This window comes from Paenibacillus sp. H1-7, assembly GCF_022354825.1.
Classification (GTDB): domain Bacteria; phylum Bacillota; class Bacilli; order Paenibacillales; family NBRC-103111; genus Paenibacillus_S.
In genome coordinates this window covers 2,279,653-2,292,137 of sequence record NZ_CP031168.1, presented here as the reverse complement: position 1 = coordinate 2,292,137, position 12,485 = coordinate 2,279,653, and the positions used below count along the sequence as shown (strand labels likewise).

Sequence of the window (12,485 nt, the reverse complement as noted above, 5' to 3'; positions counted from 1 at the left end):
GCTTAATTCTCATAAGAAAAATTCGTAAAGACGGAGTTGCTCGGTTTAATTGTTGCCGCGGCGTTTTAGTGCAATATTTGACGATAATCGTTGAGAAAATCAAAAATTAAAAACGATTTATCCTGTTCATAAAACTCAATATAGCTTCAATGCGTATTTTATCAGCGCATTCTTCGCAACAAAAATACTTAACCTTTCTTTCCTTTGCTTGCTTATATTTTAGCGAACCTTCGTTTGCTTTGAATGTTTTTTTACAACTAAAACAAAGTACCTCATAGTAAAACATTGTTATCCGCCCTCCTAAGTGACCCCCTGCTTTCTAGTTGATATATCGAAGATTGTAACCAGTTCTCTCGTATATTCCTGAACATCTAAATGGGGCTTTCTCATTAATTCCATGGTGAACCCGTCAATGGCGTTTCTTATTGTTAACGCCATTACCCTTGCCGATGATTTGGTAAATTCCCGAAATATCCCTTCTTGCATTCCTTGGGTGAGAATATTTTCAATTGGAACTAATACGGCTTCATCGTGTTCTGCCGCAAACTGAAGTTTACCATTAGCAGTTATCGTTTTAGAAACCAATTCTATAACAGCGAAAACATGCTTCCGATTTTCAGCTACAAATGCAAGATTGGATTCAATGTATACTCGAAGCATTTCTTTAGGAGATTTTTGGGCTTCTATTCGCGGAGCAATGTATGATTGCCAAGCTATATAGTATTCGATAGTTATTTGCTCCAATAATTCCTCTTTATTTTCAAAGTGGTAAGAAATAACCCCCTTACTGATTTTCGCACGTTTTGCAATCTCTCCTAAAGAGGCTTGAGTGAAACCTACTTCTGCGATTGTCTCAATCGCACATTCCACAATTTGAGCTCTACGGGCTTTTTCGATGAATGACATTTTTTTTTGGTTAGATGGATCATTTTTTTTACTCATGTTTTTATTTTAGTACAGTCGTACAAAAAATCAAAAAAAAAACCATTTAGGTGAATATAAAGTGCACCCCTTAGAATAGACATTGGAAAAACCCCTAGGTTAATCCGATGAATTCTAGGGGGTGTATTTTTTATGGCAGTAAGAGGTCAGAAGTTTAAAACGTATTCAGAGGAATTGAAGAAAGAAGCTATTCGCCTTCATATGGAGGAGAAGTGGTCGTATCGGCAGATTACGGAGCATTTAGAGATTCATGACAAAGATCGGGTCAAGAAGTGGATGCGGAGGTATAAGCAATTAGGTGAGTTTGGACTCCTGGATCAACGAGGACGTCGTGAGGAGTACTTAGATCAAGATCGGTATGTAGCGAAGCTCAAACGGGAGAATGACGTTCTAAAAAAGTGTTTGCAAATTTGGAAACAGGGGGTGTGAACGGAAAGTATAGAATCATTGAAGCTGCCGCTGGGCATTATCCAGTCGTGGAGCTGTGCAGCATGCTTAATGTCGCTAGGAGCAGCTACTACGCCTACTTGAAACGCAAATACGCAGCTCCTGACGCTGATTTAAAGGAGAAGATTCTTGCTATTTATGATCAACGTAAGAAGACGGTTGGATATCGGCGGATACAGGACGAATTGTACCGACAGTACAGCCTGTGTGTGAACCATAAGAAGGTACTACGGCTTATGCGAGATTTAGAGATTCAGGCAATCATTCGTCGCAAATATGTTCATCGTTCGACGCGTGAAGCAGCTAAATCTGATGGAAGGATCGCGGAGAATCTACTGCAGAGAGATTTTAATGCGACAGAACCGAATCAAAAATGGGTAACGGATGTGACGCAATATCGAGTATTTGATGATCGCATTTACTTATCCGCAATCAAGGACCTTTGGAATGGGGAAATTGTAGCCTACCATATGAGCAACCGTAATGACAATCCTCTTGTATTAGAGACGTTTACGAAGGCATTTGAAACGCATAAAGACGTGACTGGACTGATCGTTCACAGCGATCAGGGAAGCCAGTACACGTCTCATGCATACCACGACATGCTGCCAAAGGTTGGCGCCCAAATCAGCATGTCCAGGCGAGGCAATTGTTATGATAATGCCTCAATGGAGAGCTTCTTTTCACATTTGAAAGTGGAAGCCCTCTATCCTTATGATATCCGAAACATCGAGGAAGCACAAAGGCGAATAGAAGAATTCATTCATTTTTATAACGAAGAAAGAGCGCAAAGAAAGCTAAACAAGCTGACGCCGATAGAGTACCGACGTCAGCATGCAGCCTAGGGCTTTTTTCAATGTCCGCTATTTGGGGTCTTGACCAATATGGTCTAAATGGTTTTTAACCCCCTTTATACAACTAACCTGCCCTTTAGCTTAACGACAGAAGGAGCAGCTGCCACGACGGCAAACTGCTCCTGGATCGCTGAACGTATCCCTTTAGTTAAGTTTTCTTGGCGAATTTATAATCAACTGGACCACCCAATAACGTTGGTCCGGTTAGGTACATTCGTAAAATATCATCTTCTACGAATCTTACTTGAAATGGTAATGACTGAATATCAAACACATATGATGATTTAGGAATTAGAATTGATCTTGTCCATACTTGTGGAAGTCCATCTGCGATTAGGTTTCCTGATTCGATTTGAATCAAACAATCTGGACTCCCCTCCAACTCCGCTCCATAAGTTCCAACTAATCGCTGTAGACTTTGTTGAACCAACGGAACTTCATCGGATTCATCGATTCCTAAGAACTCCAATATCTTACGACCATACTCGGACCAATTTCCTTCAGAGTTGTCGATGGCGATTTTATGACAAGTCAAGCCTTGAAAAGCTCCATCCGTTATATTGCGGTAATCTCTCCAATACGTTACCATGCCCCCGAAACCGTTCAACCTTCGGGTTTTTCCGTAAGGAGATTGAGTAGCTGCACGAATGAAATTATTCTCGGTGTCCTCACCTCTACGGGTACATATTTTTTCGAGAGCTGCTCCAATATCAGTTTGATAAAAATAAACTATGTATGGGTTCAATGGCATAATAATTCGTTCTACAGCTTTGACGTAATCCATAATCTTCTGTTTCGAGACTTCGAATGGAAATAGACTCCAGGTTAAATACCCAAAAAGGCAACTATCAACAATAATAACATCAGAAGAAGACTGGACAGACGCAACAAATTCACACCATCTCTTTAGAGCTATGTCTATAATTTTTTCGTAATCTCCATTAGATAAATCAGCAACGATTGTCTGCATTGTATTATAGTCATCGTAAATATAAATAGGGTGTCCTTTCTCTTCTTCGTACCACCATTTATGACCGATACCCTTACGGTGTAGCATATGCGATATAAGCTGTGCGGTCGTAGATTTCCCCGAACCAGGAATACCTTCGATCATAATCAATTTGGTATTTTTCAATAGTACACCTCCAAATTGCACTTGTTTTAGCACTCGTGCGTATCGAGTGCTAAAACAACCTCGTTACAATAATATATCAAAGTGTGAATTCTGGTCAATCTCCTTCGTTAAAACAGAGCTTCAAGCAAAATCCATCTAAATTTTTATTCCTAATCTGCCGAATAGCTTAATGAGGCCGCCGGGTTAATTCCGCGGCGGCCCCATGATGCTTGTATTGAGCTATCGTACCCTTTAGCTTAATGAGTTGTTACTTTAACACGACCCAATTATCCAAACGTTGGACTCCAACGGATAATTTTCACGTTATTACCCATTCAATCGCCTGAAGAACAAGAGGGGAAGAATTATCAGCGCTAATTTCTTTAATCGGTACCCATAATGCACCTAGTGAATCTTGTCCTTCGAACTTTTCAGTAGTCCTTGCAAGCATACCACCGATAATTTGAACCAAATAAAAGACGGCAATATGATGAATATGGAAGTACCTCTTTTGGGTAGTTCATAAGGAATTAAATAATCACTAACACCAGCATTCTCTTTAATCTGTACGTTGATTCCAGCTTCCTCAAGGAATTCTCTTTGTACAGCCGCTGTTAAAGATTCATGAGCTTCAATTGTACCTCCACGGAGTCATAGCCTGCCCGTTAGCGTAATGCGACTGCCGATTTATACCGGCAGTCACGTCTTAGTTTTTTATTGAGCTATCGTACCCGTTAGTTCAAACAGTCTTCGTTACCACAATCTCCATTATATCCCCTTTCCAATCAACAAAAATTAGTTGATCTTTTTTCTTCAAACACCATTCGAATATTGTCTTAACAAGACTTGGTGTAATGATGCTATCATTCCAAATAGGTGTTTGTACCCTTATCCAACCCAGCCTTTTAAGATCTTCTTCTAATCCTTCAAATTCGAGTCCCTCTATTACTATATGTGGTGTCTGAACGTTATTTGATTGTCCTACTTGATACGAAATTATAAACTTCTTATCCTCTGAAACAATTTTTAGGTTGATGCGTCCAAAATCTTCGGCGTCTTGTTGAACATACCAATAATACGATCTTTCGTTATGCTTCAACTTACGTTTCCCCTTTGAATTAACCCCCATTTGGTTTGCCTCCTAAAAAAGTTCCCGGGAATTGTTACCATATATTCAAGACAGCCACCAAACTAACCAGCCTGTTTGTCATGGCGCTATCGTACCCGTTAGTTCAACAAGATACCTGCTTCCTTTAAAGCATTATGATAAACATCCCTCTCTGTTTCGCCGGATTTCTGAGATAGCATTTTTCTCATAGATTGAAACAAACGTTCAGCTATGTTTGGGAAAATACCTTCAAATCCATACCTGTTGTCCAAGTTCATCAATAGTTCATTAATTACCAAAAAAATGCTAGGGTACTGATGATGTATGTTTGAAGTATACTTCAGATATTCTTCCAAGTACTTATCAAAATGGTGGCAATCGTATTTCTCCATACCTCTATAAAATGGGAATCCGCTGCCATCATCCCATTCAATTAACAGTCCCCAGAATGCGATTAATGAACCCGATTTGTAGTTAGGGTTGGGATCATTGAAATGCTTATAATTATGGATATAACAAATCACCACACCAATTGAAGTCGATGATTCCACCTTCTTCTTGGTTAAAACTTTTTAGCAACGTCAGTTTTTCATTAATCGTATCTCCCATGAATACCCCCCCTCACTTTAATAATATGGAATTTCGTACTATTGTCATTATGCCTGTTAGCGCAACGCAGCTGCCTTCCGGCAGCCGCGATTTATTACGTTATTGTACCCGTAAGTTCAATCCGCTACGACCTTACAATTCAGGAGGTAGCTTATATGTAACATTTCCTTTTCCGTCCAGAAATTCCATTATAGGATTATCATTTTTATCCACTAGCATTCTTATCCGTTGTTTTCCTTTACTGTCCATCAAACAAACCGTAACTTCCCCATTTTCATTTTTTCCCATAAATGCTCGTTGTGTACTTCCTTCCCATAGTGCATCAATCTCTTTCTTTTTTGTTTCATTATCTTTATTTGATTCATTGATTTCTTGTAGTTTTTTTAATTGCTCAGATAGTGGAACTTGTGGTCTATCCTTTATTTTGAATCCATAAGTCATTACTCCGTTCTCATTATAGTAAGACATTGTGACAACTTCATCTTGCTTATATTGGTCAAAAGTTAGTGAAGCAGAAGACTTGTAATGACCATTTTCATCTTTCTCACTCCCGAATATCAATCCACCGCATTCGTCACCTTCGCCGTTATAAAACAAAATTCCAGAAATCGGCCAATCTTTTCTATGTCCGGGCAAAATATCCTCACCGTCCATCATTGCTGGAGGGATGTTTTCTTTATTAAAAAGTGTCATTTTTATGTTTCCATCTTTGTCAACAATATTGAGGTTCTCGACGTCAATCCCTTCAAATCTTTCCCTTTTCAGTTCCTTTCGCCTCCCACTTTTCTATTCTCCTTCCTATTCGATGGAAATGTTGATTAATCCTTCCATATAGCATAACGCGGCTGCCAATATAGATCGGCAGCCGCGTCTTAGTTGTTATATTGAGTTAACGTACCCGTTAGGACAATGAAGTACGTATTCTAAATATAGTCGAGGGGTTAAGCAGAGGAAATGATTGATAGCTTGGGGATTGGGAAGTATGTAAGAAGCACCCTTCGATACAAACAATGGAAGAGCTTAAACTGGCATGAGGTATACCAAGATGTCGAAGTCAAATGCCATGTGAAGGTTCGCATAAAGGATTTTGGAATGTTTGAAAAGTGAATGTTCAGGCACTGAGATTTTAGTCCAGATCTACAGGATTCCATCAATTCAAATCAAAGCCAGTTGCATAGATTAATAGTTAAAAGCCATCCTTTGCCGGATGGCCCTTTCTTTTTGAACATGATCGTACTCTCCGTTAACGCGTTAATGAAGCCGCATTTTTGTAACCGCTTTCACACAAAATTGACAATTATTTTTGCCGGTTTGTTTCAATATTTTTCGATATTTGTTCTTCCGCTTCCCTTAGTGTCGTGTTAATATCCTTCTCCCCTCTGACGACCGGTTCGATGGCGCGAGTTATATATTCTTCCGCGAACGAATCGTATTTACTCACAGGAAGCGCTTTCGCTGGATTGGTTTTGAAGGCTGCTTTCAAATTCTTGCCTTGCAAGTATGGCAGGTTTTTACCGAACTCCTGCTCTATGTTACTTATCTTCAATACCGGCAGCCTTGCGTTGCGGGCTGCTTCCGTTTGCACCTCCTCGGATAGAATCGTGGAAATGACTTGAAACGCTTGATCTTTGTATTTGCTCTGCGCCGTGACGTGAAGAATCCACTCATCCACCTGCATGCCGGTGTTGGGGCTTTCTTTGAATGACGGATACTGGGCCAAATCCCAATTTAAATCCTGCGCATCCTTTAAATTCGGCAGGTTATTATTTGAAGCGAGCATAGCGAGCGTCTGTTGTTTCTTAAACTGATCAATACCAGCACCGGCCAAACGGGGGGTATTGTTTCCCGGAATGTCGTAAATGCTTTTCAGTAATTCAAATATTTTTTTCCAGTTATCATTATTCACGGTCGGCTTCTCCGTTACCGGATCGATAAAGCCGTATGACAGTACGGAAGCCACTCGGGTCGATTTATCCGGCTCCAAGCCCCGATACTGCACACCGCTCTCCATGCGCGTCACTTGCTTGGCCAGCTCTCGGGCATCCTCCCAAGTCATGCCGTCCTTCGGATATGGAACACCGAATTTGTCGAAGATATCTTTATTATAATAGAGACCGCTGAAGTGCATCGTCCATGGAAGACCGATTAAGTTATTTTGCCGGCTTGCCGACTTCACCGATTCAACGGCGATCGGGTCCAACCGGGAAAGATCAAAATTGAATTTTTTGATCAGCGGTTCGATATTATCTTCCATTCCGGTTCCAACAAACCGGTAAATGATCGGTGAAGCGGTCATCACCAAATCCGGTATGTTGCCGGCGGCCATCAGTTTATCGAAACCGTTTTCCGGCTTGGACAAATCGATAGGCTCGATCGTAATATACGGATAGCGCTTTTTCACTGGCTCTTCAACGTATTTCTGGAACTCGCCAGGTCCAAGCCATCCCATGCTCAATCCGAATTTGATCGTGACAGGCTCGGTCGAAACCTGAGGCGGAGCGTTCTCTTCACCGGCGTTGTTCTCACCGGACGCTTTGCCGTCATTTCCGCTGCTGCAGGCTGTTGCAAACAATAATAGTGAAAGTGCGGCCATTCGTTTCATTCCCATCTCTTTTTCCCCCATTCATTATTGTTGAAGCGAAGTTTCCCATGCCTCTGCAAAAGGTTACAATATTCGGTCCACTTAAAAACAAAGCCAAGTCGCCTTACCGGACAATGCGAAGTGAGTGTGCACCGCTCCTTCCTCATGCATGACCATCCTGAACGACTTCACCCGAATTCCCTCATCCCGAAAATAGTTCAGATATCCCGGAGTCACCGTCACGGTCGACCGTGACGATGTAGGATGTCTTCTTGCTGGCAGGAAGAAACCATGGTTCCTCCCGTTGCAGTACAAAAGCCGTATACTGAATCCTGCATGATGGTAGCCGCGCTCCCGCTCCAGGCAGACTATACCGCCAACCAACCCGGTGATCCCGATCTCTAGGGCGATCCCCAGGTTATCAATGTGCCATTTTGCTGGATTAGCATTCCCACCCATCTTCCTCCTCTAGACAATACGCCCATGTCCTTCGAACGGATAGTCGATCGTAATACGCCCCGCCTGGCAATCGCCAATGCCGCTGTAAAGATCGGCCTTTCCGTCCGTACGCATCACAATGCCCGAAGCAAAGACGCAGTCGACCAAATGCGGTGCCTTAGCGGGTCCCGGCGGGTAGCAGGGACGACTTCCAATCAAATGAAGGTCCACGGACTCGCGGGTGGTTGGATCGAAGACGAAGGCCATGTTCAAGTACACCTTCACTTCCCCACCGTTCTCATCCTTATCCCGGTAGCAAATGTGGCCAATTACGCCGACTTTGCCACTATCGAGCAGATAAGCCTGATTAACGCCTCCCCATTCGCCTTCCCCGAAGATGCCGTGAATGTACGGTGCGTTCTCGATGACGTCCGCAGTCAACTCTTCCAGTCTGTCAAAGACCGTGAAACCGATCATGGATTCACTCCCGTATTTGCTTCGCGTCTCCGCGCCGCGGGGGCGTGAGAAAACGCCGATCTTGCCATCCGACAAGGGAACAAGGCGAATATCCTTCATTTTGTTAGGTCCGGTAGTGAAGTAGTACAAATTGTGGAGGTCGGTGCCACGGAAGAAATAGCCGAAAAACGTGCTGTATCTTCCACTCTGATATTGAACATGAGTCCCGCCCATGACAAGCTCATCACCGATCTCACTGATATAAGGATCCTCCAGAGTGTAAATCATGCTGTCTGCCACCACGGTCCATTCATCCTGTCCCGTCTCCTCGAACAGGCGGACCCAAGAGCGGGCCCATTCTTCGCGACGTTCTACCCGCCCGAACAAATAGCGCTTCCCGTCCCGTATGAACGGAATCGAAATGTTGTAGACATCAAAACCTTCCACGCCATGAAATACCAAGGTCGCACTTTCATAAATCTTTTTTGTCGCTTCAAATTCAATTCTTTTCGTCTGCAGGGTCAAATTCCTTCACCCCTTCCTTTTGATTTCGAATCCTGCCCCGAACTCTTGCTTGTACCGGTTGTCCTTAAAGGCCGAGAGTCTCCTGACGGGTAGTGGCAACGCCAGATTCATGAGCCGTTATTCCCTTCTCAACCATTCTTGGTTACTGCATTAGCGGTATAGATGCGTTTTGGGGGACCTTTATTTGCCTTCCAAACACAACCGGACAAGGTCGTCGACTTGGGCAGTTACCAGACACTCGACAGTATCGGCGGCGCCGTAATAAATTTTGACTTCGCCGTCATCCTCTAGAATCATACCGCCCGGGAAAATGACATCATTCCGGAAGCCTTCGGTTTCATAGACGGCTTCGGGTGCGATAAGCGGATCCTTGTACATGCCGACGATCTTCTTGGGGTTCTCCAAATCCAAAAGCATAATGCCGGCGCAATACCGTTTCTTCCAGGAATCCTCCCAGCCGTTTTTTCCTCGTCTTGGGTCAAGATCAACGGTGTGGAACGTAGTCAGCCAACCTTTAGCAGTTTTGACAGGCGGGGCGGCAGGGCCGATTTTGTCGTTAGCGTAAGCCACATGCTCAACCGCAAGCAGCAAATCCGTATTGCCCCAATATTTCAAATCTGGCGAGTCTGATATCCACATATCAAAACGGTCTTTGCCTCCCCGGCTGTACACAGGGAACGGCCGCTCCAAGCGTACGTACTTGCCGCCGATTTTTTCCGGAAACAACACCATGTTGCGGTTGTCAGGCGCTGTCATATGGAGTACTTCAATCTTTTCGAAATCATCGGTTACGGCAATGCCTCCGCGAACGCCGTGATTCGTATCGACGGCAAAACACATATAGCAGCGTCCATCCATAACGGTCAAGCGCGGATCATAGGTGCGGATGATCTCATCATCATTCAGGCTAAAACAAGGTTCGGGCTGTACCTCCCAATGAATACCGTCGCTGCTGTAGGCTAGACCAAGATTGGTCGTGGAGCTAGGCAGCAGCGTCTGCTTCTGCGGATCGCCGTAATCGTTGCGGAATACCATAACATAACGACCTTGGAATTTGGTAACGCCTGCATTAAATACAAGTGCCGGAGAATAAGGCACATTACGGGCGGTTAATACCGGATTTGCAGGATGACGGGCAATAACCGGGCTTGACTTTAGCGGTCCAATAATTGGAATAGACACTCGCTATTCCTCCCCTCTTCAATTTGGGTTGCAGCATGCTCTTATCATAGAATAAAATCGAAGAGGAGGTATGACAGTTTTTCGCTAGACTATCTCATATTTTCGTTAAGGAGCGATCCGTCAAGATGACCGTATATCCAACCAACAAACATTTAACCGATTATCCGGACATTCACCCGGGTTTTCCATTTCATGTATCCGTTAACAAAGTGGTAAGGCATTTTCCTGCTCACCGCCATGACTTTTTGGAATTTTCTCTCGTAATAGACGGAGAGGGCTACGAGGTTATTAACGGTGTTAAACATCCTCTGCTTACGGGGACCGCTACTTTTTTGCTGCCTTATCAGGTACATGAAATTTATGTGGAATCGGCGAATCCGCTCCGGTTGTATAACTGCATGTTTGATATGGATTTGCTGTACCAATCAGCAGAGGTCGGACCGGGTTTGACGGAGCTGCTGGTCGGGGAGGAGATGCCCCCTCAAGCTTTTTTAAGCCCCGAGCTGTACACGGCTGTATCGGCGGCTTTTGAGGATATGCTTGCCGAATTTGCGGGCAACGGGTTATGGAGAAACATGCTGCTCAAGCTAAAGCTGTTGGAAACGCTTGCGCGGTATGACCGGTTCCGCCGGCAAGGTGTTCCAAGCTCAGTACAAACGAACGGAACAATCGATAAAAAACCGGTATGGCCCATTATTCATTACATTCATGCCCGTTACAGGGAGCCGGTTACACTGTCGGCAACAGCGGAGAAGTTCGGCTTAAGCAGCTCCTATTTAAGTGAAGAGATTAAGCGGAGTACCGGCCTTGGTTTTGTCCGTTTTTTGCACGAGGTGCGCATTAGACATGCTTGCAGCTTGCTTTCATCGACCGGAATGGCGGGGGTTGATATAGCGATTGAAACCGGGTTCGGTTCGTATAAGTCATTTTCGCGGATTTTCCGTGAGTTGAAAGGCATGACACCGGGTGACTACCGTAAAACGCATGCTATAACAAGCCTACGCTGATGCCATAAACCTTCTCCCCGGCGATTATCCAGGAAAAGATTGGAGGGTTAAGATGCAGGATTGGACTTCTTATTTCCCCAAGTAACGACAACTCGGTGTTTAGCGAAATGGAATTTAAAGCTCGAGTTAGCAATGTATACAATATCAGTCTCCTGCGTAGATTACGCTGATGGCCGGATCGATTATGAGTGCAGGATACTTGTAAAAGGTCAAAAGTGTGGGCAAGTACTCCTCCCAAGACTGAATTTCCTTCGGTATTTCTTGACCCATCGTATCGAAAGCAGCCTTAGCAAGATCGTGATCGAGCGCGTTGTAGATTGTCTTCGGATCATCAATAAACCCCGTCTTACCTTGAACGCGACCTATTGGAAAGCGTCATCGAATCCCGGAAGGCCCAAATACACACAACAGCACTTCCTGAGCACCGCGTCTATATAGGTCTTTCGAGCATCACGCCAGCCGATGGCGCTCTCTTGACCGCCTACGTAGACACCCCGTTAGTCAATAATACCCCTCCGACGAAATACCAGCCTGTTCAGGCGAAATATTCTCTAACCGTTGATTCTGATGTACCATTTGACAGTTCCCCTTTCTGCTATTTTCATCAAACTCTCCTAATCACTTCTACATTTTGGACTAGCTGAAAACAAAAGCGATTTTCTTATTCTCGAATTGTTTTCAGGCGTTCGGCAAAGAGTAATCTAAGAAAGGAGCCATGCCTTCCGAAAACAGAAGTCGTTCCTCGATCCATTCCTGGAGCGACATGTCTTCTGCTTCCGCCTGTCGGATGATGGCTTGCTTTTTCTTGTATAAAAATTGTTACTGCCGATAAACCAGTATCAATGAGCGTTCCATCGTATTTGGAGATAATCTCTCCCGATTTCAGAAAGAGTTTCAGTCTTATCTATGAGATCAGGATGAGTTTCCGGCATGACACCTAACAGGACTGACTTCCTTACCTCGACTGCAAGCATGCTTCCTTCACGAGTGATTCTCATATTCGCCGGTCCTGCATGCTTAAACAATTCTTCTATGACATTGAAGATTACGGAATCCAGTGACTATGGCGTCGGGAATTCAAAACGGGCATAACCATAACCATCCACCGGCTTCCGTTCCGTTATAGATTGGAGTGGGGTCCACCGTTCTTCAGGGCTTCCTCATACGTCAAACCTGATCATCGTTTGTTTTAAGCCTGGCACCAATTTTACGGATATTCACT

Annotated in this window: 13 protein-coding genes and 1 pseudogene; 4 read left to right on the top strand and 10 right to left on the bottom strand. The window is 44.0% G+C overall.

Going from position 1 to position 12,485, the window contains the following annotated elements; all coding sequences use genetic code 11:
* Positions 1-300: 300 nt before the first annotated feature.
* The gene (locus DVH26_RS10405) at positions 301-942 is read right to left on the bottom strand and encodes a TetR/AcrR family transcriptional regulator (RefSeq protein ID WP_239633619.1); all 642 of its coding nucleotides are present in this window, start codon (positions 940-942) and stop codon (positions 301-303) included.
* Between the two features lie 132 nt (positions 943-1,074).
* On the opposite strand from DVH26_RS10405, the gene DVH26_RS10400 reads away from it, so the two are divergent.
* Positions 1,075-1,371 carry a helix-turn-helix domain-containing protein gene (locus DVH26_RS10400; RefSeq protein ID WP_239624353.1) on the top strand — a complete coding sequence of 99 codons (297 nt, stop codon included), beginning with the start codon at positions 1,075-1,077 and terminating at the stop codon, positions 1,369-1,371.
* Positions 1,368-2,234 (top strand): IS3 family transposase, encoded by an 867-nt coding sequence (locus DVH26_RS10395; protein ID WP_239625072.1) that lies wholly within the window; start codon positions 1,368-1,370, stop codon positions 2,232-2,234. The genes DVH26_RS10400 and DVH26_RS10395 overlap by 4 nt, the downstream gene beginning before the upstream one ends.
* Positions 2,235-2,391: 157 nt before the next feature.
* Here DVH26_RS10395 and DVH26_RS10390 read toward each other — a convergent pair whose 3' ends face one another.
* From DVH26_RS10390 to DVH26_RS10380, 4 genes are all read right to left on the bottom strand, one after another.
* Positions 2,392-3,378 (bottom strand): P-loop NTPase family protein, encoded by a 987-nt coding sequence (locus DVH26_RS10390; protein WP_239633618.1) that lies wholly within the window; start codon positions 3,376-3,378, stop codon positions 2,392-2,394.
* Positions 3,379-3,762: 384 nt separating this feature from the next.
* The gene (locus tag DVH26_RS37265; RefSeq protein WP_481857601.1) at positions 3,763-3,993 is read right to left on the bottom strand and encodes an NUDIX domain-containing protein; all 231 of its coding nucleotides are present in this window, start codon (positions 3,991-3,993) and stop codon (positions 3,763-3,765) included.
* Positions 3,994-4,096: 103 nt separating this feature from the next.
* Complete coding sequence (locus DVH26_RS10385) at positions 4,097-4,486, bottom strand: hypothetical protein (protein WP_239633617.1); 390 nt, start codon at positions 4,484-4,486, stop codon at positions 4,097-4,099.
* A gap of 720 nt (positions 4,487-5,206) precedes the next feature.
* Positions 5,207-5,767, bottom strand: a complete 561-nt coding sequence (locus DVH26_RS10380; protein ID WP_239633616.1) for a hypothetical protein — start codon at positions 5,765-5,767, stop codon at positions 5,207-5,209.
* A gap of 261 nt (positions 5,768-6,028) precedes the next feature.
* Here DVH26_RS10380 and DVH26_RS37260 point away from each other — a divergent pair, with 261 nt between their 5' ends.
* The gene (locus DVH26_RS37260; protein ID WP_481857586.1) at positions 6,029-6,181 is read left to right on the top strand and encodes a Ger(x)C family spore germination C-terminal domain-containing protein; all 153 of its coding nucleotides are present in this window, start codon (positions 6,029-6,031) and stop codon (positions 6,179-6,181) included.
* A gap of 190 nt (positions 6,182-6,371) precedes the next feature.
* Here the strand turns inward: DVH26_RS37260 and DVH26_RS10375 are convergent, their stop codons facing one another.
* From DVH26_RS10375 to DVH26_RS10360, 4 genes are all read right to left on the bottom strand, one after another.
* Complete coding sequence (locus DVH26_RS10375; protein ID WP_239633615.1) at positions 6,372-7,682, bottom strand: ABC transporter substrate-binding protein; 1,311 nt, start codon at positions 7,680-7,682, stop codon at positions 6,372-6,374.
* Positions 7,683-7,757: 75 nt separating this feature from the next.
* Complete coding sequence (locus DVH26_RS10370) at positions 7,758-8,114, bottom strand: hypothetical protein (protein WP_239633614.1); 357 nt, start codon at positions 8,112-8,114, stop codon at positions 7,758-7,760.
* A 9-nt stretch (positions 8,115-8,123) separates the two neighbouring features.
* The gene (locus DVH26_RS10365) at positions 8,124-9,074 is read right to left on the bottom strand and encodes a DUF1861 family protein (protein ID WP_239633613.1); all 951 of its coding nucleotides are present in this window, start codon (positions 9,072-9,074) and stop codon (positions 8,124-8,126) included.
* Positions 9,075-9,254: 180 nt separating this feature from the next.
* Complete coding sequence (locus DVH26_RS10360) at positions 9,255-10,256, bottom strand: glycoside hydrolase family 130 protein (RefSeq protein ID WP_239633612.1); 1,002 nt, start codon at positions 10,254-10,256, stop codon at positions 9,255-9,257.
* Between the two features lie 125 nt (positions 10,257-10,381).
* On the opposite strand from DVH26_RS10360, the gene DVH26_RS10355 reads away from it, so the two are divergent.
* The gene (locus DVH26_RS10355; protein WP_239633611.1) at positions 10,382-11,263 is read left to right on the top strand and encodes an AraC family transcriptional regulator; all 882 of its coding nucleotides are present in this window, start codon (positions 10,382-10,384) and stop codon (positions 11,261-11,263) included.
* Positions 11,264-11,446: 183 nt separating this feature from the next.
* Here the strand turns inward: DVH26_RS10355 and DVH26_RS37255 are convergent.
* Positions 11,447-11,757: pseudogene (locus DVH26_RS37255) on the bottom strand (IS256 family transposase); the annotation flags it as partial.
* Between the last annotated feature and the right edge of the window lie 728 nt (positions 11,758-12,485).